Source organism: Kribbella caucasensis, assembly GCF_004361855.1.
GTDB lineage: Bacteria > Actinomycetota > Actinomycetes > Propionibacteriales > Kribbellaceae > Kribbella > Kribbella caucasensis.
Genome location: NZ_SNWQ01000007.1, coordinates 86,774 through 113,658 on the forward strand (window position 1 = coordinate 86,774; position 26,885 = coordinate 113,658).

Genomic DNA, 26,885 nt, shown 5'->3' on the forward strand with positions numbered 1-26,885 from the left:
GCCGAGCGGATAGGAGACGATGTCCACCGTGACCTCACGAAACGCCCAGGACTCCCAGAAACGCGATCCGGCGGTCGCGGGACTGACTGTTGGCCTCGGAGGTCCGACCGGCCGGTTCGCCCGGCTGAGTTCGTCGTGGTGGACGCCGCTGCGGATCGCGCTCGCGGTCTGCACGGTCACCTTCGCGCTCGGCGTGCTGCAGAAGGCACCGTGTATGGACGCCGGCTGGGACCGGCAGAGCTGGCGTCCGTTCAAGGCGCTGTGCTACTCGGATATCGGCTACCTCTACCAGGAGCGTGGCTTCGCGGAGGGTAACCGGCCGTTCCTGGACACCGGCAACTACCCGGTGCTGGAGTACCCGGTGCTCACCGGCGGCTTCATGGAGGTCGCGGCCCAGATCACCTGGGTGATCACCGGTGACCCGAAACAGGACCTCACCGTCGAGCAGAAGCGCGACACCGCCGGAGTGTTCTTCGTCGTCAACGTGGTGTTGCTGTTCATCTGCGCACTCCTCCTGGTCGGCCTGACCGTCGCCACGGCGCGCGGGGTCGCGTCACGTCCCGGTGCGGCTCGTGGGCAACCACTCGACGCCCTGTACGTCGCTGCCGCTCCGGCGCTGGCCCTGACCTCGACGATCAACTGGGACCTGTTCGCCGTCGTACTGACCGCGGGGGCGATATTCGCGTGGTCGCGGGGCAAACCGATCTGGTTCGGCATCCTGCTCGGCCTTGGTACGGCGGCGAAGTTCTACCCGTTCCTGCTGCTCGGGCCGCTGCTGATCGTGTGCCTGCGCGGGCGGAAGCTGTGGCCGTGGTTCCAGGCCGTGGTCGCGGCGATCTTCGCCTGGGGTGTGGTGAACGCGCCGATCTACCTGCTGGCGAAGAACGAATGGATGTCGTTCTGGGTCTTCAACGACGAGCGGGAGAGCGACTACGGCTCGATCTGGTACGTGCTGAAACTCGCCAATCGCGAAGTGGCCGACGTCAATCAGCTGAACATCGTGATCTTCGCCGGGCTCTGTCTGTCGATCGCGATCCTCGGGTTGATGGCGCCGCGACCACCGCGGTTCGCCCAGCTGGCCTTCCTGGTGGTGGCCGCGTTCCTGCTGGTGAACAAGGTGTACTCGCCGCAGTACGTGCTCTGGTTGCTGCCGCTGGTCGCGCTGGCCCGGCCGAAGTTGCGGGACTGGCTGATCTGGCAGGCCTGCGAATGCTTCTACTGGATGATGGTCTGGTTGCATCTGGCCCAGTTCCTGGCGCCGGGGCAGCCGGACGCGCCGGACAAGGTCTACTGGTTCTCGGTGGTGCTGCGGATGGCCGGGACGCTGTGGCTGATGCTGGTGGTGGCGCGCGACATCCTGCTACCGGAGAAGGATCCGGTCCGGCATGGTGACGTCGTCGACGATCCGAGCGACGGCGTCGCCTCGGACGCCCCACCCCGCGAGCTGGCCAAGGCCTAGTGCACCGGTGTCTCGTTCAGCGTCCGAGTGGTGCTGAGGGGTAGCCGGTGTCGAAGTGCATGTAGTCAGGTGTGTCGATGTTCTGCCAGATCCAGCCGCGGCCGGTGAAGAGCCGCCACACCGTGCCGCCCTTCGTGATCACGCCGGGAGCGGCCTTCCGGGCACTGTTCCGGGCGCTGGGTTGCCAGCACTTGCAGCGCAGATCGACCCAGGGGTTTTCTGCCGGGTTGATGTCCACCGCCCGTCCGTTGGCGTGTGGTGACTTGAGCACCGGCGCGTTGATCTGGCCGGGCCGCCTGCAGTTGTACGCCGAGGTGTTGTCGGCCGCCATGCTGACGGTGTTGTCACCGCCGAACTCCTCGACCGGACGCATCTGCCGAATCGGAAAGCGTGCGTTGAACAGCGCGGTGAACACGGTTGCGATCTCCGCCGCCGTGTCGCGATGCACGACAAGGACACCGCGCTTGACCCGGCCGGAGAAGTCGTAGTGGTTGACCTCCACTCGCCGCAAATCGGCTTGGCCGACCGGGCATCCGGCGCGCCAGGTGCCGGTGGCAACGATCCGCTTCCACTGTGTCGAGGGGATCGGCCGGATGACGGGATCCGCGGTCGGCCTCACGGGTAGCGCGCTTGGCCGGTTGGTCGGCGTGGCGCTCGGCGTCGGAGTTAGGGCCGGTGTCACAGCCGGGAGTGGAGGCTTCTCCGAGGGGGTGGGTGTGTGGGCCGTCTCGGTCTGCACGCCGCAGGCAACCGCGAAGACCGCCACCGTCGTGATGGCTGCCAATGACCAGGGCAACCGCGGCCGGTCGCGGAGTGCGTCACGGACGACGGCGGGACGTCGGCCGGCCAGCGGTAGCTGGAAACTTGCCAGCGCGCGCCCGTCGAGCGTCGTACGCCGGCCCGCCGGCAGCCAGCCATGGCGCTGATAGAAGGAGCTCAACCGAGGTACGTCAGCCGCTGTGACGAGACGTAGTTCGCCCGTTCCCGCGCGCACGGCTCGGTCGCGGAACTCGCCGAGGAGGCGACCGCCCACACCAGCCCCACGGTCTTCCCGAGCCGTGACGATGTACGACAGCTCCCCGGTGGCGCCGTCCGGCCGCGGCGCCACGCAGTCGAGTGTTGCTCGTGCCAGCCGGCGCAGGTACCAAACCGCCCGGCGTTGCAGGAAGTCTCGCCACAGCGTCGGCCGGCGAAGCAGGCAGAGTAGCCCGACGACGACCAGTTCAAGGGTGTGCCGGACAAGAACGCGCCTCACATGCCGTCGTTCGTCGACAATCCCGGTCAGATAGCCAACCACTCGACCGTCAGCAGCCACCGCCACCAACGCGACGGCGTATGGCGTGTTCAGGAACGTCCGGTAGTACCCGGCCAGAAACCGAACGCCCAGTTGGGGATAGAACCCCTCCGGAAATTCCTCAGCGTGCCAGCGGGCGGCCTGGTCCAAGTCGCCCCGCGTCATCTTGCGGATGTCGAGATGCTCGTCCGGCATACCGCCAATCTACTACACAATGTAGAAACAACGGCGGTGGTCCGCGATGTCACTCGGCGAAGAGCAGTCCGAGGCCTCCGACGGTGTAGGCGACCATGACGATGAGCAGTGGGATTTGCCCGGCCAACGCTCGGGCGCGCGGGAACAAGGCGACCGCGCGGTCGTGGGCGGAGACGACGCCGAGCAGGTGGCCGCCGACAACGGCGAGGACCAGGCCGGTGGAGATGATGGAAGTGTGGTTGGTGATCGCGGTGTTCAGGCTGAGGTTCGCGGTGCCGAACACGTTCCAGCCGCGATTGAGTGGGTCGCTCAGCAGGATCAGCGTGCGCTGACCTTCGAGGATGAGCAACGTCGCGTAGTGGGCGAGGACATAGCCCAGCGCGATCGGGACCACCGAGTGCGCGAATCGGCCCGGCAGCTCGGAACGGCGTGCACCGGACAACCGGCCCGCAAGAACAGTCGCGGAGCTGTACGTGGCGAAGACGAACGCGACGAACAGCAGCAACATCCCGGTGCCGAGGAGGGGCATCGAGTAGTCGGTGTTCTGGGCCCAGCCGATCCACGAACCGGAGCTCGAGAAGCCGTCGTACCCCGTCGAACCGAGGAGAACCGCGACGACGGCGACCAGGCCGGGCCGTGGCCGGAGACCGTCCAGGTTCTCGAGTGGTCGCCGTACGACGATGGCGCCGTCGACTCGGCGACCGAACGGCGACAGCCGCGCGATCAGGGTCGCGTAGACCTCGAACGGATCGGTGGATGAGAACCAGCGGTCGCCGAAGAGCATGGCGCCGATACCCACGATGACGACGTACAGGGCCAGCCAGACTTGGAGGACGGGCAGCGTAGCGCGATCCGGCGCGACGAGCTCCAGCCAGGCGAAGGCGAGCAATCCGACGGCTGCCGGCCAGAGACCGACCTTGGGGGAGAGGGTGAGGAGTCCGGCGGATGGATTCAGCCGGGCGGCGCGGCAGAACAACAGATGGAGCGTTCGTAGCGGGTTCAGCGTGCGCCAGACCGGACCGAAGAGGAGTGAAACGGGCACGAGCCCGACCCAGATCAGCACATAGACGAAGCCGAAGATCGGGTTGGTGAGCCGGTCGGGACCGAACAGTAAAGCCATCAGAGCGTAGAGGCCTACGAACAGCCCGAACAGGCGCACGATCCAGCGGAACCAGGCCGAATCGATCGTCTTCGTGACGCCGGCCGGAAGCGCCCGGCCGGACGCGTTGCCGCGGTACTTCGGGGATTGCCAGGCGAACGCCAGGACGAGGAACGACGCGGCGATGGCGATGCCGGCACCCACGACGGCGTAGCTGAAGTCGATCGGCAGGTCCTGGCGGCTGCCCAGACCATGCAACGGAACCAGTTGGGCCACCACGGCGCTCATCGGCAAGCCGCCGGTGCGGAGTGGGGAAGCGGGTCGTGCACGGGATGCCTTTCGGATCAGCGGCCGGGAGCGACGGTGAATTTTCTACACGATGTAGAAACGAAGCTCGCTCCAGTCAGTTCCGGCAGGCTGCGGCGCAATGGTGGGTTCCGGCGAGGGACGCGGCCGGTCCGACGACAAGCCCGAACGGGACGAGGCCAAAGGCCATCACGACACAGGTGACGATGATCGAGGGGTAGCGCACGGCCCGCCGTCGGGGTTGGAGCAGGCGGCGGATCCGCTCGGCGGTGAGCGAGCCCGCCATGGCGAGGAACGGTGATGCGCCCGGCGCCGGCCCGCCGGCGGAGCCGATCCGGAGGAGCGCGCGGGCAACGGTCTCCGCACCACAGCGCTTGGCCGCCCGGTCGTCCGCCGCCATCTCGGTCAGCTGGTGAATCTGGGTGGCGTAATTGCGGAGCAGTCCGAGCGGTGCGAGCAGCCGCGTGACAGTCTCGGCCACCAGGATCTTGGCGTGATGACGCTGGTCCAGGTGCGCGCGTTCGTGCTCGACGGTCGCGGTCATCTCCTCGTCGGTCAGCAGCTCCCGGCTCGCCGAAGTGACGATCACCCGGCCAGATCGGCGCGGCCCGGGGACGCAGTAAGCGGCCACCTCGGGGACGTCGAGGAGGTAGAGGTCCGGCTCGCCGGTCGGGCGGCCGCACACACGCACCAGCAGCCGGTGCCGGGCACGGATCCTGGCAGTCGCGATCGAACGGCGTACGGCGTCGAGAACGATGCCGGCTATCAGGAGCGCGATGATCGCGGCTGTTGTGTTCCACCAGGGCGACACTGATTCGTGGGCGGCGTAGAGGTGGTGAACGCTGCGCTTGTCCGCGTGGAAGAGCCACACGACGAGGTGCTCCCAGATGTCGTGAGCCACCACCAACCCGGCTCCGGCGAGCGCGGACAGGGTGCCGATGCCGCAGGCCTGCCAGAGGCGCAGAGCTTGGTGCGGATGCTCCCTGCACCATGCCGACCGGCTCAGGAACCGGTCGGCGCCACGTCCGAGGAGGACGCAGTACATGATCAGGACGGCTGCGACGAAGGCGCTCATTCCGGACCCGACCTGCGGCGTTCGTCGAGTGCGGCACGAAGGTCGGCGATCTCCTCGACGGACAGCCGTCCGGCGAACCGCTGCAGTGCCGCGCCGCGATCGGCCGACGACTCCAGGACATCGCCCATCAGTTCGGCTGTGTACGTCGCCGCCGTACGTACGGCGGCGTACTGGAAGGACCGGCCGACACGTTCACGCCGCAACCACCCCTTGGCGCGCAACCGCTCGACGATCGTGATCACCGTCGTGTAGGCGGGCGCGGGATCGCGGTCGAGTTCGTCCAGGATGGTCCGGACGGTGACGGGTTCGTCGTGCTTCCAGACAGCCACCATCACACCGGCTTCGAGCTCGCCCAGTCGGCGCATGCGTTCCCCCGGTCGCTGAGTCACGCGACGATCGTACTGAGTGGCGTTATCGCACGGCGGCTTCGCGATGATGATCGAGGGTGCTGTGGCGGGTTATGGTCGTGGCCTCGATCCGCGGTGGCCATCTCCGCCGGGTGATCGCGGAAGCTCTGTTCCATGCCGACCACACTGTGACCGGCGAACCACCCCACAACTGAGAAGGACGCACGTTGTTCAAGCTGGCCGACCCGACGCCGCCACCGTCTGACCCGCACGCGGGCCACCACGGCGGGATGGAGATGCCCGCGGCTTCCGATCCTGGCCCGGTCGGCCAAGTGGTGGGCTTCGACGATCTGGCGTCCTGGCAGCCCAGCGCCGGATGGCTGGTCGCGATCGTCGTGCTCGGGATCGCGTACGCGGTCGGAGTGGCTCTACTGCGAAGTGGCGGGATCCACTGGCCGATCGGCCGAACCGTCGGATGGTTCCTGGGATTGCTGACCATGCTGGCGACGACCTGTACGGGCGTGGGTCAGCTGGGCATGGTTCTGTTCAGCGTGCATATGGCCCAGCACATGGTGCTGTCGATGCTCACCCCGATCCTGTTGTTGCTCGGGGCACCTATCACGCTTGCCCTGCGCGCCCTCCCCGCCAGGAGTGCGGTACGCCGGGGGGTGCTGACTGTGCTGCATTCCCGGCTTGCCCGGCTGATGTCGTATCCAGGGGTAACGGTGCCGACGTTCGTCGTCAGCCTGTTCGGCCTGTACTTCACCGGCCTGTTCGACCTCGCCATGTCCAGCCACGTCGGCCACCACCTGATGCTGATCCACTTCCTGCTGGTCGGGTTGCTGTTCTTCGGCCCGATCCTGCGCGTCGACCCGTGGCCCCGTCGTACGGCGCCCGGCCTCCGGTTGGTGGAGATGCTGATCGCCGTACCGTTCCATGCGTTCTTCGGTGTCATCGTCATGCAGGCCGCGGCTCCACTCAGCGCGACGATGGCCGAATCCGCGTACCGCCTGGGCGTCGATCCGCTGGCCGACCAGGCGACCGGCGGCGGCGTAGCCTGGGGATTCGGCGAGGCGCCGATCGTCCTGGTCACCCTGGTCGTGTTCGTCCAGTGGCTCCGCTCCGACCGCCGCGAGGCCGCCAGACTCGACCGCCAGGCAGCCCGCGACGGCGACGCCGCCCTGGCCGCCTACAACGCAAAACTCCAACTCCTGCACGAGTCGTCGTCGGCCCGGTGACGTCGTTCAGGGTTCGAGCCGGCCGGGGCGGATGAGACCGGTTTCGTAGGCGAGGATCACGACCTGGATGCGGTCGCGGAGGCCGAGTTTCATCAGCAGGCGTTTGACGTGGGTGCGGATGGTGGATTCCTCGACGACGAGTTCGGCGGCGATCTCGCGGTTGGTGAGGCCACGGGCGATCTGAGTCAGGACTTCTCGCTCGCGCGGAGTGAGCGCACCGAGCTGGTCGAGCGCAGTGTGGTCGACGACCGAAGGTTCTTGTTTCCGGGTGACTTGCTGGATGAGCAGTCGGGTGACCGACGGGGAGAGCAGGGCGTCGCCGGCATGAACCGTGTGTACGGCAGCGATCAGGTCTTCGGGCCGGGTTCGTTTGACCAGGAAACCGGATGCGCCGGCCCGGAGTGCGCCGAGGACGTATTCGTCGTGCTCGAACGTGGTGAGGATGAGGACCTTGATCTCGGGTGCGAGGCGCAGTAGCTCGCGAGTCGCGGTGATGCCGTCGATGTCGGGCATCCGGACGTCCATGAGGACGACGTCCGGCACGATGGCGGCGGCCTGTTCGATCGCCTGTCGTCCCGTCGCGGCCTGACCGGCGACCTCGATCGTCGGATCGGCCGTCAGCAGCTCGGCCAGCCCGGCGCGCATCAGGTCCTCGTCGTCGGCGATGAGTACCCGCGTCATGCCGGCGGATCCCCGATCGGCAGGCGGACCGTGAGCACGAATTCGTCCGCGTTCCGGCGGGTGACCAGGCTGCCGCCGACGAGGTCGGCTCGCTCGCGAATCCCGATCAGACCGTGACCACCCGCGTTCCGGGTCGGCTGGTGGTCCCGGGCGACGGGGTTGGTGACGATGAGCTCGAGAGCGTCGTTGCCATAGGCCACCAGTACGTCGGCCGGCCCGACACCGTGCTTGGCCGCGTTGGTGAGCGCCTCCTGCGTGATCCGGTACGCCGCCCTATCGGTTGCTGGAGGCAATGGCTTCGGCTCGCCGGACTGCCGCAGTGTCACCGGGCGGCCGGACCGGGTGTGCCGGGAGACGAGCAGGTCCAGCGAGGCCACCCCACCCGCCGGCTCGACCTCGGCGCCCTCGGGCGCGCGGAGCGAGCGGACGGTCTGGTCGATCTCGGCGGCGGTCTGCCGGGCAAGCTCTTCGATCGTCTGGAGGGCGGTGAGGGAGCGGTCCGGATCAGTTGGGTGCCGGAGCCGTGCGGCACCTGCGCGAACCGCGATCAGGGTGATGGCGTGGCCGGCGGAGTCGTGCAGATCCCGGGCGATCCGGGCCCGCTCCTCCGCGACGGCGAGCTGGCGCTCGCGGACCGCCTCGCGTTCGATCCGGTCGGCGCGATCGCGGAGTTCGTCCAGTTGCTCGCGCCGGAGCCGGTGCCGGTCGCCGGCGAACCAGGCCGCGCCCCATAGCAGACCGGTGTGCAACAGCTCGCTCACCGGGATCTGCTGCCGCGACAGCCCGGCCGCGAGCAGGTGCGACGTCAGAAGCGCCACTGTGATCAGGGTGTGTCGTCCGGCCCAGCGGTTCTCGTTGGTCCGCGTCGTCGCCATCAGGAACAGTGCGGCAGCGGGACCCGGGTTGAGCTCGATCGATTGGCCGGTGGCCGCCAGCAGGGTGCCGAAGACCGCCGTGATGACGAAGACACCCACGGTCGAACGCCGCCAGGCGATCAGCGGCAGCGTCGATCCGGCAGTCAGGAAGATGTCCGATCCGCTGATCTCGGCGGGTGGCTCGGTGACCGGTCCGATGCCGTGTCGCAGCTGTATGAGGGCTGCCGCGGTCGCTACCACGGCGACGGCGAGATCCATCGACCGCGGAACCCACAGGCTCCCGGTCAATCTGTGGTGCGCGGTCAGGCCGGACATGGTCTGTCGAGCTTATCGGCGACCGAGGGTGCCGGCGTCACCCTCGAGGGCGATGTTCGTGGACTCCGTGAGTACGGCGAGAGATCCCCCTGGGAGGAGATTCCGGCGACGACGGCGTCGGACGAGTCTTGGCCGACGACAAGACCTCGTGAAGGGATCAGCTGATGAGTGTTCCGCCTCCAGAGCGCCGGGACCGATCCAGGCGATGGCTGACGATCGCGCTCGTCGTACTCGCTCTGGTCTTGCTGCTCGTCGTGATCATGATGCTCGCCGGTGCCGGCGGCGGTGGACACGGGCCCGGGCGGCATGGCTGAGTCCGTCGATCCGAAGGAGAGGGAGAAGACCGTGTCCGAGGCAATCGGCCTGAGCGCCGTCAGCAAGACGTATTCCACCAGCGCGGGCGACTTCACCGCGCTGAGGGCGATCGACCTCCAGGTTGCGAGCGGTGAATTCGTCGCGGTGGTCGGCAGATCGGGGAGTGGGAAGACGACATTACTGAACCTGCTGGCCGGGATCGACCGGGCGACCACCGGCACCGTCCGGGTCGCCGGGACCGAGTTGGGCAAGCTGTCGGAGTCCGATCTGGCTTCGTGGCGAGGGGCGAGTGTGGGGCTGGTCTTCCAGTTCTTCCAGTTGCTGCCCACGCTGACGGTGCTGGAGAACGTGATGCTGCCGATGGACTTCGCGGCCCGGCTCACCTCCGTCGAGCGGTACGACCGGGCGCGTGAGCTGCTGGACCTGGTCGGCATCGTCGACCAGGCGGACAAGTTGCCGATGGCACTGTCCGGTGGTCAGCAGCAGCGCGCGGCGATCGCCCGGGCGCTGGCCAACGATCCTCCACTGCTGCTGGCTGACGAGCCCACCGGGAACCTGGACTCGGCGACAGCCGACGCTGTACTGCGACTGTTCGCGGAACTGAATGCCGAGGGCCGGACCATCGTCGTGGTGACCCACGAGACCGACATTCGGTCCCTGGTGAGCCGTGAGATCACGATCCAGGACGGCCTGGTCGTCAGCGATGTCAATGCCGCCGGAGTGATCCGATGAACGGGTTGCTCGGGCGCAAGCTGCGACGCGACGTCCGGGCCGGCTGGTCGCGGTTCGTCCTCATGGTCATCGCCCTGACGGTGAGCATCACGGTGTTCGGCGGGATGCTGTTCGCCTGGAGCTCGATCGGCCGGGAAACCAGCGGCGCCTACACAGCGACCGAGCCGGCGTCGGCGACGATCGTGTTCCGCCAGGGCCTTGACGCCGCCGAGATGTCCGCCGTGGCGAACGCTGCTCGTGGTCGGCCCGGCGTGATCGCGGCGACCGGGCGGAGCCAGTTCGACACCGAGGTAACGGTGGCGGGCAACACGCGCCCGTACCCCTTGCAGGTCTTCGTGGCCGCGCCGGACGATCCGATGCGGCTGGTGAGGTTCGATCTGACCGGATCCGCCTGGCCACCAGCCGCAGGGGAGATCCGCCTTGGCCGCGACTCGTTGTCGCTGGTCGGTGTCGCAATCGGCGACTCGGTCAGTGTGCGGCTGCCGAGCGGCCGGACGGTCAGCCTCCGCGTTGCCGGAACGGTCTACGACCCGAGCCTGGCGCCGTCTCCGCAGGAGCAACGCGGCCGCGGTTACCTCTCACTGACCACACTCGCCGATGCCGGGGGACCGGCCCTTCTCGACCAGCTCAAGCTCCAGGTCTCCGATCCCGGTGACACGACGGCCAGTCGCGATCGTGATCGCGTCGTCGCGGTCGCCAATGACGTCGGCGAGCTCCTGCAGCGCCAGTACGGCGTACAGGTTGCCGAGATCCAGGTGCCGGAGCCGTACGCACATCCGCATCAATGGCAGGCCGACGTACTCCTCCTGACTCTGCTGACCGGTGCGGGGGCGGCGCTGTTGCTGAGCGCGATCCTGGTCGCGACGATGCTGAACAACCTGTTCACCCAGCAAATCCCGCAGATCGGGATCCTCAAGGCAGTCGGGGCGCGATCCAGCCGGATCGGCCGTGGGTACCTGACGTTGACCGTGCTGATCTCCGCCACGGCGACGCTGATCGCCCTTGGCCCGGCGGTGCTGATCGGCCGGACCTTCCTGCGCATGCTGCTGGACATGCTGGGCATCGTGCCGGCGAGTTTGGCCGCACCATGGTGGGCGACCTCGACCGCGATCGCCGTGGGAGTCGGCTTGCCACCCGTGATCGCGTTGGTGCCGCTGGTGAGAGCGAGCCGGATCACGGTGCGTGCGGCGATCGATCACAGCGGCACAGGCCGGGCTGCCGGTCGTGCGACCGGGATGCTCGCCCGGCTGAGCCGCAGCCGCCGGATCAACCGCGGGCTGCTGATGGCACTGCGCAACACGGTCCGCCGCCCGGTCAGGTTCTGGTTGTCGGTCGGCTTGCTGGCCAGTGCGGGAGCGGTCTTCGTCAGCGGCATGTCGTTGACCGCAGGGACCAACGCGGTCAACGATGAACAGACAGCAGGACGCGATTGGGACGTGGACGTGCGGTTGGCGGAACCCGCGCCGGTGGACAAGGTCGCGGAGGTGGTGCGCGCCGTGCCAGGTGTCGTAAGGGTGACGAACCTGGACGTCGAACAAACCTCGCTGTCGCTGCCGGGAGGACTCCCGGTGACCCGTACCTATCCGGATCAGGGGCACGGCAGCATCCGGCTGATCACCATGCCGGGCGGGGGAGCGGCGGCGAGGAAGCTGCTCGAGGGTCGCTGGCTCAATCCGGGCGAGACCGGCGCGGTCGTGCTGAACCAGATCACCCGGAAGAACACGATCCCTGATCTCACTGTCGGCGACTCGGTGCAGCTCGTCACCGACGGTACGACCACGAGCTGGCGGGTCGTAGGCATCGTCGAAGAGCGTGGTGACGCGGCCGTCTACGCCACATCCGAGGGTTTCGCGGCGGCAAGTGCCCGGCCGGTCGAGGCCAACCAACTGCGGGTCGTCACCGATCGGCACGACGAGGCCGCGCGCGGCGCGACCGCCGACGCCGTCGGCAAGGCCCTGACCAGCGCTGGTCTTTCGGTGGCATCGTCCGCGTCGGTCAGTCGCAGTGACGCGATCGGCGCCGGCCACACGGGACCGGTGGTGCTCGTCCTCGTTGGCGTCGCGTTGCCGCTCGGCATCATCGGTGTCATCGGCCTCGGCAGTACGACGTCCGCGAACGTGCTGGACCGGATCCGGGAGTTCGGCGTACTGCACGCGATCGGTGCCAGGCCGAGGTCGGTACGGCGGATCGTCATCGTCGAGTCGGTCGCGCTGGCTGTCGCGAGCTGTTTGCTGGCCATCGGACCGGCGCTGGTGCTGACCGCCGTACTGGGGAACGGATTGGGCAATCTGTTCATGTCCGCGCCGTTGCCGTTCCGGGTTTCGGGCACGGCGGTGGTGCTCTGGACCGCGCTCGCCGTCCTCGGAGCGGTGCTGGCGACCGAGGCGGCGGCGACCCGCGCATCCCGGATCACTGTCCGGGAAGCACTTGCGTACCTCTGACCACGACGGATTCTCAGGAGGAGAGATGGGACTCGGACAGCGCTTCCTCGGCAGCGGGCACGGCCATGCCGACGACGGGAGCGGTGGGCACATCGAGCACGCACACCGCTACGAGCTCGCCGCGGCGGTCGGCTTCGCCGGTCAGAGACGTCGCGTGTACGACGAGCTGGTCCGGTTGAGCGACGCCCGTGAAGGCGATCAAGTGCTCGATGTCGGCTGCGGAACGGGATACTTCGCCGGCCGCGCCGCTCGGGCCGTCGGCCCATCGGGGCAGGTGGAGGGCATCGATCCCTCACCCGTGGTCGTTGCCTACGCCAACGACCACGCGCCGTCGAACGCCGCGTTCCAGGTGGCCGGCGCCGAGCAGCTGCCGTACGACGACGCTACCTTCGATGTGGTGATCACGAGCCTCGCGATCCATCACATCCCGCCCGCGGACCGCGGCCGCGCGTTCGACGAGATGTACCGCGTCCTCAGGCCCGGCGGTCGCCTCCTTGTCGCGGACTTCCGCCCATCGACCAATCGGCTCCTGAGTCATGCGATCGGCGCACTGAGCGGCCACGCCATGCAGCACAACCCCATCGACCAGCTTCCGAAGCTCGCAACCGCCGCCCGCTTCCAGAAAATCGAGACAGGCAACCGGCGCCCGTTCATCGCCTTCGTCCGCGCACAACGGCCGCAGGACACTTAGGGGCCATGAGCATTCATCAGATCGCCGCGAGGGCGGAGAACGCCAGGCCCAGGATGGCGCAAGCGCCGAGAGTCCGGAGTACCGACCAGCGGCGCCAGAAGATCAGCGCCGCGGCGATCACCGTGATGCTCAACTCGAGTGGCCGTATCGAGGCGAGCTCGGGCAGTCGGAGGTGAACCGGACCCCACTCCGTCAGAGTCGTCGACTCGAACAGAGTGTTGAGCGCGAAGTAGAGCGCGTGGTTGGCGATGACGCCGACCACGGCGGCGGTGATGCCGGTGAGTGCGGTGGTCAGGGCGTGGTTGCCGCGGAGTCGTTCGATGTACGGCGCTCCCAGCAGCACGAACAGGAAGCAGGGAATGAAGGTCACCCAGGTGGTCAGGAACGCCCCGAGCAAAGCGGCCGCCCACGGGTCAAGGTCGCCCGGGTGCCGGTAGGCGCCGACGAACGCGACGAATTGGACGACCATGATGAGGGGACCGGGCGTGCTTTCGGCGAGTGCGAGTCCTCGGGCCATCTCGCCGGGGGCGAGCCAGCCGTACACCTCGACCGCACGCTGGGCGACGTACGCGAGTACGGCGTAGGCGCCACCGAAGGTGACGACCGCGGCGCCGGCGAAGAACGTGCCCTGGGTCGTGAAGATACTGTTCGTGCCGAAGATGGTGGAAACAGCGACGACCGGCGCGAACCAGAGGAACACGCCTGTCACGAGGATGCGGACGGCCCGTGTGCGGCTGGGTGGCTCAGCGTGCAGCGCGTCGTCGGCGATGAGCGGGGGCGCTTCGGTCAAGACGTCGTCCTCCGCGCGATGGGCGAAGACGCTGGGAGCGAGCCGCCCGAGTGCCCAGCCGATGACTGCGGCCGCAGCGACCACGGCCGGGAACGGTAGGCCGAAGACGGCCAGAGCGACGAATGCGGCGACCGCGACCACGACCAGCAGACGATGGGTGAGTGCGCGTCGGCCGACCCGGACGACGGCCTGGGCGACGACGGCCAGTACCGCCGGCGCCAGGCCCGCGAACAAGGCTGTGACAACCCCGCTCTCGCCGAAGGCCACATAGATCGCCGAAAGGATCAAGAGAGCGATGACACCCGGGAGCACGAACAGCGTGCCGGCGGCGAGACCACCACGGGTTCCGTTCAGCAGCCAGCCGATGTAGACGGCGAGTTGCTGCGCCTCGGGGCCGGGCAGGAGCATGCAGTAGTTCAGTGCGTGCAGGAACCGTCGCTGGCCGATCCAGCGCTTCTCGTCCACCAGCGTTCGTTGCATGACCGCGATCTGACCGGCCGGTCCACCGAACGTCTGCAGGGAGATCGTCAGCCAGACCCGCAGTGCCTTCCGGAAGGGAATCACATCACCGTGGGCGGCCGGGGTCGCGTGCTCTCGGCTCATGCCGGCTCGTGGCCGAGCAGCAGCGCGCGGCGGTAGAACTCGTACAAACCGTCGAACAGCGGCCCGGTGACCGTGAGGATCTCGAGGTCGTCGCACACCATGGACAGTCCGCGCAACGCGGTGTCGAGACCGGGTGCCTCGGGGGCGTCGTACCGCTCGTCGTCGAGATCGGCTTCATGGATGATCTCGGCGATGCGCCACAGCACGGAATCGGTCAGCTCGTAACGGCGCAGGATTGTCTCGAAGCTGCAGTCGCCGTCGTGGTGGCCCAGTTCCACGCCGCGCATGTCGAACGGTGTCGCGCTCGGCGGTACATCGTCCGGGTCGGACACGAAGGTGAAGTCCGCGTCGGCGTCGACGAAGCGGCGGATCAGCCACGCGCACGCGGCGCGGTCGATGTGAATGCCCGCCCTGGTGGTCCAGATCATCGCTTCGCTGTTCCCTTTCCGGCAGAGTGCACAGGCGACTGCAGCCCGTCGATGGCGGCCCGGGCCTCTTCGCGCTCGGGCGGCGGAAAGTAGTCACGCCGGTTCGCTCGGCGCAGGTCGGCGCGGAGCCGGGTACTGAGTCGCGACTGCTCGGCGGCCGGCAGGTCGGTGGCATCGGCGGCAGCCGCAGTCAGTGCCCGGTACTCGTCGGCGCGGGCTGCGGCCATGGACTCGGCGAGCTGCCGTTCCTGGGCTTGTGTCGCCGGTGAAGCAAGCCAGATGCCGGCCATTCCGCCGTGCTCCATGACCTCATCGGCGATCCATTCCAGGTGCTCCCGGGTCCTCGCATCGGCCGGCAGCGCGACGAGGCCGTCGGACAGCTGGGCCACGCCGAGCCGCTTCAGCTTCCGCCAGACCGCGATCCTCGGCGTCGACGGCTCCCGGGGCATCCGGTAGGACAACAGCACCCACGTGCCAGGCGAACGTTCGGCGCCCATCACTCCTCCTCGTTCACGATCTGATGTAACCATGGTTGCATCGCCGTCGGCCACATGCTCGCACAGTCCACCTGATGAACGGATGCGATGATGAGTCGCGGTAGCGGTCATTACAGTTGGAGGTGATCGTGGTAGCGGTCTTTACCTTGGAGGAGGTCTCCGTTCGGCGTGGGCAGGCGCTCTTGCTGGACTCGGTCGGCATCGAGATCCGCGCGGGCAGTTGTACGGCGCTGGTCGGGCCGTCGGGAGCCGGGAAGTCGACCCTGCTTAGGCTCCTCAATCGTCTCGGTGAACCGACCGGTGGGCGGGTCCTGCTGCACGGCCGTCCGCTGCCGGAGTTCGACGTACTGGCTCTGAGACGCCGGGTCGGGTTGGTCGCGCAGGCGCCGACCCTGTTGACCGAGCGGGTCCTGGACGACCTGCGAGTCGGCCGACAGGAGCTCACCGAAGACGAAGCCGCGAAACTGCTCGAACGTGTCGGCCTGCCGGACTCGATGCTCGAGCGGCCGACCGCGGGGCTGTCGGGCGGTGAGGCGCAGCGGGTGTGCCTGGCGCGAACTCTGGCGGTGAAACCTGAGGTCCTCTTGGCGGACGAGTCGACGTCAGCGCTGGATCCGGCCAGCACCGCGGCGGTGGAGGCAGTGTTCAAGCAGTTGGCCGCGGATGGGATGACGGTCGTCCTGGTCAGCCACGATGCGGCCCAGGCGCGCCGGATAGCCGACGAGGCCGTCGTACTGACCGCCGGGCGGCTGGTCGAACATGGTCCGGTGGCTCAGGTCGCCTATCTGCAAGGTGATGCCGTATGAACGCTCAGGTTCCGTCGTGGGCTGGTGTCGCGACCTCCGCCGCACTGGTGGTCGTCTGCGTCCTGGTGGTCTGGCGGCAACGCCTCGGGCTGTCCCGCGATGTGCTGGTCGCTGCGGTGCAGGCCGCGATCCAATTGGTTGCCATCGGCGCCGTACTGCTGCTCCTGTTCAGGCATACCGGACTGCCGGGCGCCATCGGCTGGCTTGCACTCATGGTGGTCATCGCGGGACAGGTGGCCGGCCGTCGTGCTCGAGGGTTGCCACAGGCAACTTGGATTGCCACGGCCGCGGTCGGGGTGGGCACGGCCGCCACGTTGGGCGTTCTGCTCGCCACCGGCGTGATCGCGATCGAAACGCGGGTCGTGATCCCGGTCGGTGGCATGGTCGTGGCGAACGCGATGCAGACGGCCGCTCTGGTTCTCAGTCGGCTCCGCGAGGAAGCCCGGACGGCGCGGCCCGCGATCGAGGCACGCCTGGCGCTCGGCCTGCCTGCTCGCGAGGCGTTCGCTCCGCATCATCGCTCCACGCTTCGCTATGCACTGATTCCGGCGGTCGACTCCACCCGGGTCGTCGGGCTGATCAGCCTCCCGGGCGCGATGACCGGTCTGATCCTCGCCGGCGTCGACCCGCTGACCGCGATCCGCTACCAGATCGTCGTCATGTACATGCTCCTGGCCGCGGACGCCTTGGCCGCTCTGATCGCCGCCCGCCTGTCCGAACGAGCCCTCTTCGATCAAGCCCACCGCCTGCGCCAAGTCGCCACCCCGTAGTCGCCGTACGCATCGGCGTCTGGCTCGACATGACGTTGTCCCGGAGGGTCGAGCCCTTCGGGACAACGTCAGAGCTAGCGGCCGTCCATCACCGCAGTCAGACCAGGCTCCCGGTCAGTGGGTGTGTGACGCCGGCTGGATGGACATGGACGCTGACCTCCTGCAGGTGCGGCGTTTTCGTGAGGAGCCGGTGCTCCACGAACTCGGCGATGCTGTGTGCATCGGCCACCGAGAGTCCGGGCTCTACGGTGATTTCGGCGTCGGCCACGAGGCGGTGGCCACTCCACCGGGCGCGCATGGTCTCGACACCGGTGACACCTTCTGCCGTACGAGCGGTCTGCGTCATCTGATCGATGACGCCGTCGTCCACGCCGTCCATCAGCCGGCGAATCGTGATCCGCAGCGAGCTGACCAGGACGCCGAGGATCGCGACGGCGATGAACAGACCGACGATGGCGTCGGCACGCGCGAACCCGAGCCAGACCCCGATGACACCGAGTACGACGGCGATCGAGGTGAACCCGTCGACCCGGGCGTGCTGCCCTTCGGCGACGAGGGCAGCCGAGCCGATGCGCTTGCCCGCCCGGATGCGATAGACCGCCACGACCTCGTTTCCGGCAGCGCCGACGATCCCGGCGGCGAAGACCCAGCCGAGGTTGGTCAGCGGGTGGGGATTGACCAGCGCGTCGATGGATTCCCAGATGATGAGGCCGGCCGAGGCCGCGATCACGAGGGAGATGAAGAGTCCGACCAGGTCCTCCGCGCGGCGATAGCCGTACGGGTAGCGCTTGCTTGCGGCGCGCTGCCCGATCTTGAAGGCGATCACCAGCGGGATGGTCGTGGCGGCATGGCCGAGGTTGTGCAGGGTGTCGGCCAGGAGGGCGATGGAGCCGGACGCCCAGACGATGACGACCTGGAGCAACGCGGTCAGCATCATGCCGGCCAGCCCGATCCAGGCGGTGCGAATGCCTTCCTTGCTGGCTTCCTGGGCGGACTGAATCGCTTCGTTCGAGTCGTGAGCGTGCGGCACGAGGGCGTGCTTGACCTTCGCCCACACCCCGCTGCCGTGGTCATGATCGCCATGGTCGCGGTCGCCGTGACCGTGCCCATGACCGTGCCCATGACCTTGCTCAGCAGCGTGCTCGCCGTCGGGCTTCGCGTGATGCCCGTGACCGTGCCCGTGCCCGTGCTCAGCGTCGTGCTCGGTTGGGTGGGGGTGGTTGTGCTCGTGCTCTGTGGTGCTCATCGGCTGTCTATGTCCTCTGCTCTGTCAGGTGCCGGTGGCTGGATCGAGATGGCTTACCGCGTCGGCTGCCCGGTGGTGATCGGGAAAGCCCCCGCTGGAGTGCTCGGCGTGGTAGATCGCGTCCTGGACCAACTGGCTGGCATGGGAGTTCTCGATCCGGTAGAAGACCTGGTTTCCCTGCTTCCGGGTCCGGACGAGCCGTGCCAGCCGCAGCTTGGCCAAGTGCTGGGATACCCCGGCCTGTGACTTGCCGACCGCTTCGGCCAGTTCGTTCACCGCCATCTCGCCGTCCAGCAGCGCCCAGAGCAGCCGGACCCGGGTGGGGTCGGACAGCATCCGGAAGACCTCCACGGCCAGCGCGACCTGTTCGTCGCCCGGTGTAGGTCTGCGTGATTGCGTATCTGCGCGCATATGCAGATACTAAGCAAGTACCCCACGTCCCGGCAAGGCCCTGGGACGGACGACGAGGAGGACCCGATGATCGAGGGCAGACCAGCCCAGTCCGAGCGGTTCAGTCCCAGAACCCGCCCGGTGGTTCCGCCGATCCACCAGTCGGTGACCTACTTCCTGGACGACGAGGCGTACAAGGACGTCCAGGACGGCGGACTGGACGAGATCTGGTACGGGCGGTTCCGCAATCCCACCGTCGATGTCGCGGCCGACGAGGTACGACGCCTCGAGGAAGCGGAGGCGGCGTTCATGACGTCGTCCGGCATGGGGGCGATCGCCACGACGCTGCTCACCCTGTTGTCCGCGGGTGACCGGGTGGTCGCCGCGAGGCAGGTGTACGGCGATACGCGGGACCTCCTGGTCCGCGATCTGCCGGCGTGGGGCTTCGACGTCGTACAGGTAGATGCGATGAACCTGGACGAGTGGCGGGCGGCGGTGGCGGACAGACCGACCAGTGTCGTCTACGTCGAGACGCTGGCGAATCCACAGTTGGACCTCGCAGACCTGCCAGCCATTGCGCGGATCGCGCACGACGCGGGCGCGCGCCTCGTCGTCGACAACACCTTCGCCACGCCGTACTGCGTGCAGCCGCTGGCGCTCGGTGCGGACGTTGTGTTGCACTCGGCAACCAAGTTCCTGAACGGTCACTCGGACGCGATCGCGGGGGTGGTGGCCGGCTCGTTCGACCTCGTGCGCGAGGTGCAGCGCCGCGTCATCACGTTGGGCACCTGCCTGGATCCGCATGCGGCGTACCTCGTCTGGCGTGGTCTGCAGACCTTCCAGGTGCGCTTGGCGCATTCGTGTGCGACTGCCCGGACCCTGGCCACGGCATTGGCTGCGCGTGATGACGTCGTACGCGTGCGTCATCCGTCGTTGCCGGACTACGAGCGCGCTGAGGTCGCCGCGCGAGTGCTCCGTCGTGACGACGACGATCTGCGCGCAGGTGGCATGGTCTCGTTCACCGTCGCCGGCGGTGACGACCGGGCATTGCGAGTGATGCGGCGGTTGCAGGTCGCCTGTGAGGCCACCAGCCTCGGCGGTGTCGAGACACTGGTGAGTACGCCGTTCAATTCGTCACACTTCTCGCTGACGCCCGAAGAGCGCAGGGCAGCACGCATCGATGACGGCATGATTCGCGTGTCCTGCGGTGTCGAGCCGGCGGACGTACTGATCGCGGACTTCCTGCGTGCGCTGGACGAGACACCTTGAGGTCCCGTCTCGTCGACCTGCGCCGCACCTTGCACGCGCGTCCCGAGCTCGGCCGAAGAGGGTGTCCGCGGAGCGCTGACGATGCTGGCTGCCGGGGTGACGAACGACGTACGGCGGATGATCGGCGTGCATCTCGGAATAGGTCTTCCGCTGGGTACTGTGGCCGCGTCGGTGCGCGGCCTCATGTCGACCGAGAAGCACCCAGGTGGAGCGACGATGCCTGAGCCGCGTCAGCTTGCACCGAGTGACGTCGCAGCAAGGTGCCGTCCCGGCGTCAGGAATGACGCGTCGCGGGTGGTCGAGCCGGTGGTGGCGAAGTCGGCGACGATGTCTCCCATCACCGGTGCGAACTTGAAGCCCGCGCCGGAGAATCCGCACGCGATCACGAGCCGTGGGTCCGCCGGCGCGAGTCCGACGAGTGGCTGGTCGTCCGGGCTGTAGCCCTCGATCCCGGTCACCAGCGTGACCGGATCGGGGTACAGCCCGGGGAAGAACTCCCGGATCACGCCGGCGAGCCGGACCGCATGGCCGACGTCCACCGACCGCTGGACATTGCCGAGATCGTCGATCACCGGATGTGCCTCGAACTTGACCCCGATCTTGATTGTCAGACCGTCGAGGGAAGGGAATCCGTAGGCAGAAACGTCGCCCACCCGCTCGAAGACGCAGAAGGTCTCGGGGCGGTAGTCAGCCGGTCGCCGGGCCAGGTACCACGCCTGAACCAGCCGTCGTGGTACGACGAGCTGGGCCGCACCCGGAACGAGATCGCCCGCCCACGCACCCGGTGCCAGGACCACCCGCTCGTAGGTCACCTCGCCGTCCCTGGTGATGACGGCAACTCCGTCAGCCCGTGGCTCTATGCCGATGACCTCGGTGTAGAGGCTCACTTCCGCACCGAGAGCTGTGGCGCGTTCGACGGCAGACGCGACGCTTGCCTCAGGCCGCAGGTATCCCGCGAACGGATCGGTGACGCCGACATCACTGTCGCGTACGACGTGTTGCGGGAACCGCGATCGCAGCGCGTCCGGCCCGAGTGACTCGTGGGGGAGCTCGTATTCCCGCGCGGACGCGATCGCCGAGACGATGGACGGCCTACCTTCCGGCCCGATGATCACGCCACCGGTTTGCCGGAACAGTTCGCGGCCGGAGAGATCGGCGAGCTCGCGCCACAGATCGAACGCCTCCATCGCCAGAGGTGTGAGGCGAGGCTCGCGCTGACTCTGGACGGAGAACCGCCGGGTCTGACCGGCCGATGCTCCGCGGTCGTGCGCGACGCCGAACCGCTCGTAGCCGTGCACGCTCACTCCACGCTCGGCGAGCCGCCACAGGGTCATCGACCCGATGGCACCCAGTCCGATGACAGCGACCTCTGCTCGGCTCATCTGTTAGGTCGCGGGAACCCGTCCTTCATGGCGGGGAGGAACCGCGACTCCCTCCCTTCGGAAACTGGGGACTGTCGGTCCCGGCTGATTGGATCATTGGCATGTCCCGATACCGGCTGGACCCGACTCCCGCGCAGCAGGCTGCGTTGCTGGCGCAGTGCGGGCACGCCCGGTACGTGTGGAACCTGGCTCTGGAGCAGTGGTCGATGTGGACCCCCGACAAGGGTCCGACGCCCGGGTACGTCGAGCAGGCCCGGCAGTTGACCGAGGCGCGGGGCGCGTTCGGCTGGTTGCGGGCCGGGTCGCAGACCGTGCAGCAGCAGGCGCTGCGCGACTTCGACCAGGCGGTCCGGAACTTCTACGCAGGGACCCATCGGCGGCCGACCTGGCGCAGAGCGGGGGTGCACGAGGGGTTCCGGATCGTCGGCTCCCAGGCGTCCCGGATCGTCAAGCTGAACCGCAAGTGGGCCGCGGTCAACGTGCCCAAGGTCGGCCGGGTGCAGTTCCGGCTGTCCCGTGCCGTGCCCGACGCGAAGTCGTACCGCATCACCCGCGACCGGGTGGGTCGCTGGCACATCGCGTTCGCCGCGATCCCGGAGCCGATTCCGGCACCGGGTACGGGCGAGGTCGTCGGGGTGGACCGCGGCGTCACCGTGTCGGCGGCCCTGTCCACCGGTGAACTTCTGACCTGCACCGGGCTGTCGGACCGTGAGCAGGAACGGCTCAAGCACCTGCAACGCCGCCTGGCCCGCGCTCATCCGGGCTCCAAGCGCCGGCAGCGGGTGAGGGCCGCGATCGCGAAGCTGCACGCCCGGGCCGGTGACCGGCGCAAGGACTGGGTGGAGAAGACCAGCACCGACCTCGCCCGACGGTTCGACGTCATCCGGGTCGAGGACCTGCGGGTCGCGCCGATGACCAGGCGACCCAAGCCCAAGCCCGATCCGGAACAGCCGGGCGGGTACCTGCCGAATCGTCGCCGCGCCAAGGCCGGTCTGAATCGCGGCATTCTCGCCAACGGGTGGGGGCTGCTCGTGCAGCGCCTGGAGCACAAGGCCGCCGGACGGGTCGAGAGAGTGAATCCTGCGTACACGTCGCAAACCTGTAGCGCCTGTGGGCACTGCGCACCGGAGAATCGCGAGAACCAAGCGGTGTTCCGGTGCGCAGCCTGCGGACACCAGGCGAACGCGGACGTGAACGCGGCAGTCAACATCGCGGCCGGACGGGCCGTCAGCGCACGCCGAGAGACGCCGCCAGTACGGGTCTCGCCGAAGCGTGAACCTCAACTCGCTACCTCCGCGTAGTGGTTGGAATCCCTGTCCCTTGAGGGCGGGGAGGACGTCAACTGCTGACTCTTTCCTTCAGTAGCAGGGCTGCGACGAATTCGGTGACCTCGCCGGTCGACGCCGTACCGCCGAGATCTGCCGTGCGGGTCCGTGGATCGCGCAGCGACTCCTCGATGGCACTCATGAGGGCTGCGGCGGGCTCCTGAAGCCGAAGGTGCTCCAACATCAGCACCACGGACCAGAGCATGCCGATCGGGTTGGCCAGCCCTTTGCCCGCGATGTCCGGCGCCGAACCGTGGACGGGCTCGAACATCGACGGCCCCGGACCATCAGGGGCCAGGTTCGCGGACGGCGCGATCCCGATGCTGCCGCAGACGGCGGCCGCCAGGTCCGACAGGATGTCGCCGAGGAGGTTCGACGCCACCACGACGTCGAAGTCCGACGGGTGCATCACCATCCGTGCCGCCATCGCGTCCACGTGCTCGCGCGACATCGTCACGTCCGGGTGGCGCACGGCGACGTCGTCGACGACCTCGTCCCACAACGTCATGGTGTGGATGATGCCGTTGGACTTGGTGGCGGACCGGACGTGACCGCGACGACTCTCCGCCGTCGTCATCGCGTACTCGGCGATCCGTTCCACCGCTACGCGGGAGAATGTGCTCTGCTGCAGCGCGACTTCGGACGAGCCCCGACCGATCCGGCCGCCGACCTCGCTGTACTCGCCCTCGGAGTTCTCCCGTACGACGACGAAGTCCGTGCCGGCGGACAACTCCGGACGCACCGGCGTCGGCACTCCCTCGAAGACCCGCATCGGCCGCAGGTTCACGTACTGACCGAAGGTTCTGCGGATCGGAATGAGCAGACCCCACAACGACACATGATCGGGGACCCCGGGCCAGCCGACGGCACCCAGCAGGATGGCATCGTGCCGGCCGAGGACGTCGAGACCGTCGGCGGGCATCATCGCACCCGTACGGTGGTATCGCTCGCAGGACCAGTCCAGTTCGGTCATCGTGAACGTCACGTCGTACGTCGCCTGGACCGCGTCGAGGATCTGCTTCGCGGACTCCATCACCTCGACCCCGATGCCGTCACCGGGGATGAGAGCAAGACTGACGACGGCCATCAGAGCTGGAAGCCGGGCGAGGAGAGGTACTTGAACTGCAGGTATTCGTGCAGTCCCTCAGGCCCGCCCTCGCGCCCGAGCCCGGACTGCTTCACGCCGCCGAACGGCGCCGCCACATCGGACACCAGCCCGCGGTTGATCCCGACCATCCCGGTCTGGAGGCCGGAGCTCACCCGCCGGGCGCGCTCCGTGTCGCGGGTGATCACGAACGCCGCCAGGCCGTGCTCGGTGTCGTTGCCAGCAGCAACCGCTTCGGCCTCGGTCGAGAATCGCCGGATCGCCGCCACCGGCCCGAACACCTCCTCGCGCAGGATGTCGGCATCCGCGGGCACCTGATCGAGGACGGTCGGCGCGACGTAGTGGCCCGGCCCGTCCGGGATCGGTGCGCGGACGACCACGACCGCGCCCTTGGCGACGGCGTCGTCGATCAGGCGGTTCGCCTTCTCGACCGCGCGGTGGTCGACCAGAGGGCCGAGGTCGGTGTCCTCGTCGGCAGGGTTGCCCACGACAACGGCTGCCATCCGTGCGGCGAAGGCGTCGACGAACGCGTCAGCGATGCCGTCGGCAACAAGGAAGCGGTTGGCCGCGACACAGGACTGTCCGCCCAGCCGCATCTTGGCGATCATCGCCTCGCGGACGGCGACCTCGAGGTCCGCGTCGTCGAACACCACGAAGGGAGCGTTGCCGCCCAGCTCCATCGAGGTTCTCAGGACGCGGCGACCGCTCTGTTCGAGCAGGATCCGGCCGACCGCGGTCGACCCGGTGAAGGAGACCTTGCGCAGGCGCGGGTCCGCCAGCAGTGGACCGCTCACATCCGCGGGCTTGCTCGTCGTCACGACACAGAGCACGCCCGGGGGAGCACCGGCTTCGCGCAGCAACTCCCCGAAAACCAGTGAGGTGAGCGGCGTCAGTTCCGCGGGCTTCAGTACGGCGGTGCAGCCGGCAGCCACGGCGGGCGCCACCTTCCTGGCCGCCATGGCGAGTGGGACATTCCACGGCGTGATGAGCAGACAGGGGCCGACCGGTTCGGCGACCGTGACGATGTGGTTGCGCCCGTCGGGCGAGGCGGTACTCCGGCCATGTGGTCGAACGGCCTCCTCGGCGTACCACCGGACGTAGTCGGCCGCATAGACCACCTCGCCACGTGCCTCTCGGATCGTCTTGCCGACCTCAAGAGTGATGAGCTGAGCCAGACGCTCGTTGTTCGCGAGGAGCCCATCAACGAGCCGGTGCAGCACGTCGGCCCGCTCTCGAAGCGTCGAGGACGCCCACGTCGAAGCCGCGCCGGCCGCGGCGTCGAGAGCAGCCAAGGCATCGGCCGGCCCACAGTCGGCGACGGCGGCGATCGGCCGTTCGGTCGACGGGTCGAAGACATCGAAGGTCGCACCGGCGGCTGCCGGTTGCCAGTCGGTCGTCAGGAACCCGGTGGGAACCGACTCGAGCGCGTCGGTTCCCCACACGATCGCGGTCATGCGGCTGTCCTTTCCGCGACGGCGTCGAGCGCCGCCGCGATCACGTCCGCCGCGAAGCGGATCTCATCGGGTGTGATCACGAAGGGAGGGCATACGTGCAAGGCGTTGCCGGCCAGCAGGCGCGTCAGCACACCTCGCTCGCGGCAGCCGCGGATCACCTCGTCGGCCGGTACGTCGGGCAGCAACTGAACTCCCGCCATCAGTCCGATCGCGCGGACCTCGTGGACCAACGGCGACTCGGCGAGTGAGCCGAACGCCGTGGCCAGCACAGGTTCGAGCGCCCGGACCCGCGCGACGAGGTCCTCTTCCTCCAGTACGTCGAGGTTCTCCATGGCCACCGCACAGGCCGTCGCGTGCCCGGAGTAGGTGATGCCCTGCCGGAAGATCGGGGCGTCGTCCCCCGACATGAACGGCTCCGACACTCGCCCGGAGACCGCCACCGCACCGAGCGGCGCGTAGCCCGAGGTGATGCCTTTCGCCATGGTGATCAGATCGGGCTCGATACCCCAGCGGTGGCTCGCGAACCATTCACCGGTCCGGCCGAACCCTGTGATGACTTCGTCGGCGACGAGGAGGATGTCGAACTCCTGGCACAGCGCCTGGAGTCCGGTCAGATACCCGTCCGGCGGTGGATGGACACCGCCCGTACCGACCACCGGCTCGGCGACCAGCGCGGCGACGTTCCCCGGGCCGATCCGCTCGATCAGTGTCCGCGTGGCGGCGAGGTCCGCGAGCGGGATTCGTGCGGTCTCGGGGATCAGTGACTCGGTGCCGTAGCCGGCCCGGTTGAAGTCCAGGCCGGCGATCGACGTACCGAAGCCGTGCAAACCGTGATAGCCACCCGTCCGGCTCAGGACGACGGTCTTCCTCGTTCGTCCCACCTGCTGCCAGTAGCGGCGTGCGAGCTTGCAGGCGACCTCGACCGAGTCCGACCCGCCGGAGGTGAGGATGAACGACGCGTCGGCGACCGGAACCAGGCCGCGCAACCGCTCGGCGAGATCGATTGCCGGCCGGTTGGCGTGGATGCCGAACAGATGGTAGGTCTCCAAGGTCGTCATCTGCTTGGCCGCCGCCTGTGCGATCCGCTCACGACCGTGACCGATGTTCGCGTACCAGAGCCCGGCCGGCAGGTCGAGCAGCCGGTGGCCGTCCTCGGTGGTCAGCCACGCACCGCTCGCGGAGGCGATGACGACGCGTTCCTTGATCGTCGTGGGCATGTGCGCCTGTGGGTGCCACAGGGCGGGTGGCGTGCTCACGGTCCGCGCCCTTCAGCGGGTGCCGGCGCCGAGCGCAGCAGTCTGGGCGCTGAACTCGTCCGCCACCGCCGCGTGGATGTGCAGCATCCGCGCGAGCAGCCCGTTGCCGCGGGTGAACCTCAGCGGGTTGTCGCCGCCGCTCTTGATCGTTTCCTTGGTGTCGTCGAAGAACGCCGTCCCCTGGTCGGGCGACGAGTCGCTCTTGTCGTCGGGGTAGAGCGGGTTGATCGTGGTCTCGATCTTCGGCCAGAGGGCTCGTGCCGCCTCGGTCGACTCGAACTCCAGCAGCATGACGAGGGTGTCCGGAATGAGCTCGCCGGCCACTTCCTCGAGGACGGAGCCGCCCAGGTAGCCGGGGTGGTCTGCCAGCGACCGCAACCAGTCGCCCAGGTATTCCTTCGCCTCGGCGGCCTTGCCGGGTTGCGGGACGAAGATGAAGATGTCGCGTCGTTTCACAGCGATGTCCTTTCGGATCGGGGATGACGCGCGGTACGACGCCGC

General features: G+C 68.2%; 26 protein-coding genes. 10 read left to right on the forward strand and 16 right to left on the reverse strand.

Annotated elements, in window-relative coordinates:
• Positions 1 to 19 precede the first annotated feature (19 nt).
• Positions 20 to 1,459, forward strand: coding sequence for a glycosyltransferase family 87 protein (locus EV643_RS16085; RefSeq protein WP_133800886.1), 1,440 nt, complete (start codon positions 20 to 22; stop codon positions 1,457 to 1,459).
• Between the two features lie 16 nt (positions 1,460 to 1,475).
• Here the strand turns inward: EV643_RS16085 and EV643_RS16090 are convergent, their stop codons facing one another.
• The 4 genes from EV643_RS16090 to EV643_RS16105 form a co-directional block, all read right to left on the reverse strand.
• On the reverse strand, positions 1,476 to 2,948 hold the full coding sequence (locus EV643_RS16090) for a GNAT family N-acetyltransferase (protein WP_133800887.1): 1,473 nt from the start codon (positions 2,946 to 2,948) through the stop codon (positions 1,476 to 1,478).
• Positions 2,949 to 2,997: 49 nt separating this feature from the next.
• On the reverse strand, positions 2,998 to 4,335 hold the full coding sequence (locus EV643_RS16095; RefSeq protein ID WP_133800888.1) for a hypothetical protein: 1,338 nt from the start codon (positions 4,333 to 4,335) through the stop codon (positions 2,998 to 3,000).
• Positions 4,336 to 4,450: 115 nt separating this feature from the next.
• Entirely contained in the window at positions 4,451 to 5,428 is a 978-nt protein-coding gene (locus EV643_RS16100) for a M56 family metallopeptidase (RefSeq protein ID WP_133800889.1), read from the reverse strand.
• On the reverse strand, positions 5,425 to 5,817 hold the full coding sequence (locus EV643_RS16105; protein ID WP_202869576.1) for a BlaI/MecI/CopY family transcriptional regulator: 393 nt from the start codon (positions 5,815 to 5,817) through the stop codon (positions 5,425 to 5,427). The genes EV643_RS16100 and EV643_RS16105 overlap by 4 nt, the downstream gene beginning before the upstream one ends.
• A 185-nt stretch (positions 5,818 to 6,002) precedes the next feature.
• On the opposite strand from EV643_RS16105, the gene EV643_RS16115 reads away from it, so the two are divergent.
• Positions 6,003 to 7,013 carry a cytochrome c oxidase assembly protein gene (locus EV643_RS16115; RefSeq protein ID WP_202869577.1) on the forward strand — a complete coding sequence of 337 codons (1,011 nt, stop codon included), beginning with the start codon at positions 6,003 to 6,005 and terminating at the stop codon, positions 7,011 to 7,013.
• Between the two features lie 6 nt (positions 7,014 to 7,019).
• Here EV643_RS16115 and EV643_RS16120 read toward each other — a convergent pair whose 3' ends face one another.
• Positions 7,020 to 7,694: a response regulator gene (locus tag EV643_RS16120; protein ID WP_133800890.1), complete on the reverse strand. Its 675-nt coding sequence runs from the start codon at positions 7,692 to 7,694 to the stop codon at positions 7,020 to 7,022.
• The gene (locus tag EV643_RS16125) at positions 7,691 to 8,884 is read right to left on the reverse strand and encodes a sensor histidine kinase (protein ID WP_133800891.1); all 1,194 of its coding nucleotides are present in this window, start codon (positions 8,882 to 8,884) and stop codon (positions 7,691 to 7,693) included. Before EV643_RS16125 ends, EV643_RS16120 begins: the two co-directional genes overlap by 4 nt.
• A gap of 164 nt (positions 8,885 to 9,048) precedes the next feature.
• On the opposite strand from EV643_RS16125, the gene EV643_RS44150 reads away from it, so the two are divergent.
• The 4 genes from EV643_RS44150 to EV643_RS16140 are packed head-to-tail and all read left to right on the forward strand — an operon-like array spanning position 9,049 to position 13,063.
• Positions 9,049 to 9,198, forward strand: a complete 150-nt coding sequence (locus EV643_RS44150; protein ID WP_166665458.1) for a hypothetical protein — start codon at positions 9,049 to 9,051, stop codon at positions 9,196 to 9,198.
• 31 nt (positions 9,199 to 9,229) lie between these two features.
• On the forward strand, positions 9,230 to 9,931 hold the full coding sequence (locus EV643_RS16130) for an ABC transporter ATP-binding protein (protein ID WP_238165613.1): 702 nt from the start codon (positions 9,230 to 9,232) through the stop codon (positions 9,929 to 9,931).
• Positions 9,928 to 12,372 carry an ABC transporter permease gene (locus tag EV643_RS16135; protein ID WP_133800893.1) on the forward strand — a complete coding sequence of 815 codons (2,445 nt, stop codon included), beginning with the start codon at positions 9,928 to 9,930 and terminating at the stop codon, positions 12,370 to 12,372. Before EV643_RS16130 ends, EV643_RS16135 begins: the two co-directional genes overlap by 4 nt.
• A gap of 25 nt (positions 12,373 to 12,397) precedes the next feature.
• Positions 12,398 to 13,063 (forward strand): class I SAM-dependent methyltransferase, encoded by a 666-nt coding sequence (locus EV643_RS16140; protein ID WP_133800894.1) that lies wholly within the window; start codon positions 12,398 to 12,400, stop codon positions 13,061 to 13,063.
• A gap of 16 nt (positions 13,064 to 13,079) precedes the next feature.
• On the opposite strand, the gene chrA is transcribed toward EV643_RS16140, so the two are convergent.
• The 3 genes from chrA to EV643_RS16155 are packed head-to-tail and all read right to left on the reverse strand — an operon-like array spanning position 13,080 to position 15,381.
• Positions 13,080 to 14,456 (reverse strand): chromate efflux transporter, encoded by a 1,377-nt coding sequence (gene chrA, locus EV643_RS16145; RefSeq protein WP_133800895.1) that lies wholly within the window; start codon positions 14,454 to 14,456, stop codon positions 13,080 to 13,082.
• Positions 14,453 to 14,884 (reverse strand): chromate resistance protein ChrB domain-containing protein, encoded by a 432-nt coding sequence (locus EV643_RS16150; protein WP_133800896.1) that lies wholly within the window; start codon positions 14,882 to 14,884, stop codon positions 14,453 to 14,455. The genes chrA and EV643_RS16150 overlap by 4 nt, the downstream gene beginning before the upstream one ends.
• The gene (locus tag EV643_RS16155) at positions 14,881 to 15,381 is read right to left on the reverse strand and encodes a Chromate resistance protein ChrB (RefSeq protein ID WP_133800897.1); all 501 of its coding nucleotides are present in this window, start codon (positions 15,379 to 15,381) and stop codon (positions 14,881 to 14,883) included. Before EV643_RS16155 ends, EV643_RS16150 begins: the two co-directional genes overlap by 4 nt.
• 128 nt (positions 15,382 to 15,509) lie before the next feature.
• Between EV643_RS16155 and EV643_RS16160 the strand changes: the two genes are divergently transcribed.
• Positions 15,510 to 16,187, forward strand: a complete 678-nt coding sequence (locus tag EV643_RS16160; protein ID WP_133800898.1) for an ABC transporter ATP-binding protein — start codon at positions 15,510 to 15,512, stop codon at positions 16,185 to 16,187.
• Positions 16,184 to 16,957 (forward strand): ABC transporter permease, encoded by a 774-nt coding sequence (locus EV643_RS16165; protein ID WP_133800899.1) that lies wholly within the window; start codon positions 16,184 to 16,186, stop codon positions 16,955 to 16,957. Before EV643_RS16160 ends, EV643_RS16165 begins: the two co-directional genes overlap by 4 nt.
• 97 nt (positions 16,958 to 17,054) lie before the next feature.
• On the opposite strand, the gene EV643_RS16170 is transcribed toward EV643_RS16165, so the two are convergent.
• Both EV643_RS16170 and EV643_RS16175 read right to left on the reverse strand, forming a co-directional pair.
• Complete coding sequence (locus EV643_RS16170) at positions 17,055 to 18,203, reverse strand: cation diffusion facilitator family transporter (protein ID WP_305000401.1); 1,149 nt, start codon at positions 18,201 to 18,203, stop codon at positions 17,055 to 17,057.
• Between the two features lie 24 nt (positions 18,204 to 18,227).
• Positions 18,228 to 18,614: an ArsR/SmtB family transcription factor gene (locus EV643_RS16175; protein ID WP_133800900.1), complete on the reverse strand. Its 387-nt coding sequence runs from the start codon at positions 18,612 to 18,614 to the stop codon at positions 18,228 to 18,230.
• 66 nt (positions 18,615 to 18,680) lie between these two features.
• Here EV643_RS16175 and EV643_RS16180 point away from each other — a divergent pair, with 66 nt between their 5' ends.
• Complete coding sequence (locus tag EV643_RS16180) at positions 18,681 to 19,862, forward strand: trans-sulfuration enzyme family protein (RefSeq protein ID WP_166665459.1); 1,182 nt, start codon at positions 18,681 to 18,683, stop codon at positions 19,860 to 19,862.
• A 230-nt stretch (positions 19,863 to 20,092) separates the two neighbouring features.
• Here the strand turns inward: EV643_RS16180 and solA are convergent, their stop codons facing one another.
• Positions 20,093 to 21,244, reverse strand: a complete 1,152-nt coding sequence (solA, locus tag EV643_RS16185) for an N-methyl-L-tryptophan oxidase (protein WP_133800902.1) — start codon at positions 21,242 to 21,244, stop codon at positions 20,093 to 20,095.
• A 101-nt stretch (positions 21,245 to 21,345) separates the two neighbouring features.
• Here solA and EV643_RS16190 point away from each other — a divergent pair, with 101 nt between their 5' ends.
• On the forward strand, positions 21,346 to 22,545 hold the full coding sequence (locus EV643_RS16190) for an RNA-guided endonuclease InsQ/TnpB family protein (RefSeq protein ID WP_133800903.1): 1,200 nt from the start codon (positions 21,346 to 21,348) through the stop codon (positions 22,543 to 22,545).
• 37 nt (positions 22,546 to 22,582) lie between these two features.
• On the opposite strand, the gene EV643_RS16195 is transcribed toward EV643_RS16190, so the two are convergent.
• The 4 genes from EV643_RS16195 to EV643_RS16210 are packed head-to-tail and all read right to left on the reverse strand — an operon-like array spanning position 22,583 to position 26,840.
• Positions 22,583 to 23,656, reverse strand: coding sequence for a tartrate dehydrogenase (locus EV643_RS16195; RefSeq protein WP_133800904.1), 1,074 nt, complete (start codon positions 23,654 to 23,656; stop codon positions 22,583 to 22,585).
• Positions 23,656 to 25,128, reverse strand: coding sequence for an NAD-dependent succinate-semialdehyde dehydrogenase (locus EV643_RS16200; protein ID WP_133800905.1), 1,473 nt, complete (start codon positions 25,126 to 25,128; stop codon positions 23,656 to 23,658). The genes EV643_RS16195 and EV643_RS16200 overlap by 1 nt, the downstream gene beginning before the upstream one ends.
• Positions 25,125 to 26,384, reverse strand: a complete 1,260-nt coding sequence (locus EV643_RS16205; RefSeq protein ID WP_238165614.1) for an aminotransferase family protein — start codon at positions 26,382 to 26,384, stop codon at positions 25,125 to 25,127. Before EV643_RS16205 ends, EV643_RS16200 begins: the two co-directional genes overlap by 4 nt.
• Positions 26,385 to 26,396: 12 nt before the next feature.
• Positions 26,397 to 26,840 (reverse strand): antibiotic biosynthesis monooxygenase family protein, encoded by a 444-nt coding sequence (locus EV643_RS16210; RefSeq protein WP_133800906.1) that lies wholly within the window; start codon positions 26,838 to 26,840, stop codon positions 26,397 to 26,399.
• Positions 26,841 to 26,885: the final 45 nt, after the last annotated feature.

Excerpts from the sequence above, each read along its gene's own strand:
- EV643_RS44150 (WP_166665458.1), top strand. The coding sequence starts at position 9,049 with ATGAGTGTTCCGCCTCCAGAGCGCCGGGACCGATCCAGGCGATGGCTG.
- EV643_RS16150 (WP_133800896.1), bottom strand. The coding sequence starts at position 14,884 with ATGATCTGGACCACCAGGGCGGGCATTCACATCGACCGCGCCGCGTGC.
- EV643_RS16175 (WP_133800900.1), bottom strand. The coding sequence starts at position 18,614 with ATGCGCGCAGATACGCAATCACGCAGACCTACACCGGGCGACGAACAG.
- chrA (WP_133800895.1), bottom strand. The coding sequence starts at position 14,456 with ATGAGCCGAGAGCACGCGACCCCGGCCGCCCACGGTGATGTGATTCCC.
- EV643_RS16170 (WP_305000401.1), bottom strand. The coding sequence starts at position 18,203 with ATGAGCACCACAGAGCACGAGCACAACCACCCCCACCCAACCGAGCAC.
- solA (WP_133800902.1), bottom strand. The coding sequence starts at position 21,244 with ATGAGCCGAGCAGAGGTCGCTGTCATCGGACTGGGTGCCATCGGGTCG.
- EV643_RS16165 (WP_133800899.1), top strand. The coding sequence starts at position 16,184 with ATGAACGCTCAGGTTCCGTCGTGGGCTGGTGTCGCGACCTCCGCCGCA.
- EV643_RS16120 (WP_133800890.1), bottom strand. The coding sequence starts at position 7,694 with ATGACGCGGGTACTCATCGCCGACGACGAGGACCTGATGCGCGCCGGG.
- EV643_RS16085 (WP_133800886.1), top strand. The coding sequence starts at position 20 with ATGTCCACCGTGACCTCACGAAACGCCCAGGACTCCCAGAAACGCGAT.
- EV643_RS16135 (WP_133800893.1), top strand. The coding sequence starts at position 9,928 with ATGAACGGGTTGCTCGGGCGCAAGCTGCGACGCGACGTCCGGGCCGGC.
- EV643_RS16140 (WP_133800894.1), top strand. The coding sequence starts at position 12,398 with ATGGGACTCGGACAGCGCTTCCTCGGCAGCGGGCACGGCCATGCCGAC.
- EV643_RS16125 (WP_133800891.1), bottom strand. The coding sequence starts at position 8,884 with ATGTCCGGCCTGACCGCGCACCACAGATTGACCGGGAGCCTGTGGGTT.
- EV643_RS16090 (WP_133800887.1), bottom strand. The coding sequence starts at position 2,948 with ATGCCGGACGAGCATCTCGACATCCGCAAGATGACGCGGGGCGACTTG.
- EV643_RS16100 (WP_133800889.1), bottom strand. The coding sequence starts at position 5,428 with ATGAGCGCCTTCGTCGCAGCCGTCCTGATCATGTACTGCGTCCTCCTC.
- EV643_RS16180 (WP_166665459.1), top strand. The coding sequence starts at position 18,681 with ATGATCGAGGGCAGACCAGCCCAGTCCGAGCGGTTCAGTCCCAGAACC.
- EV643_RS16200 (WP_133800905.1), bottom strand. The coding sequence starts at position 25,128 with ATGACCGCGATCGTGTGGGGAACCGACGCGCTCGAGTCGGTTCCCACC.
- EV643_RS16190 (WP_133800903.1), top strand. The coding sequence starts at position 21,346 with ATGTCCCGATACCGGCTGGACCCGACTCCCGCGCAGCAGGCTGCGTTG.
- EV643_RS16095 (WP_133800888.1), bottom strand. The coding sequence starts at position 4,335 with ATGAGCGCCGTGGTGGCCCAACTGGTTCCGTTGCATGGTCTGGGCAGC.
- EV643_RS16195 (WP_133800904.1), bottom strand. The coding sequence starts at position 23,656 with ATGGCCGTCGTCAGTCTTGCTCTCATCCCCGGTGACGGCATCGGGGTC.
- EV643_RS16155 (WP_133800897.1), bottom strand. The coding sequence starts at position 15,381 with ATGGGCGCCGAACGTTCGCCTGGCACGTGGGTGCTGTTGTCCTACCGG.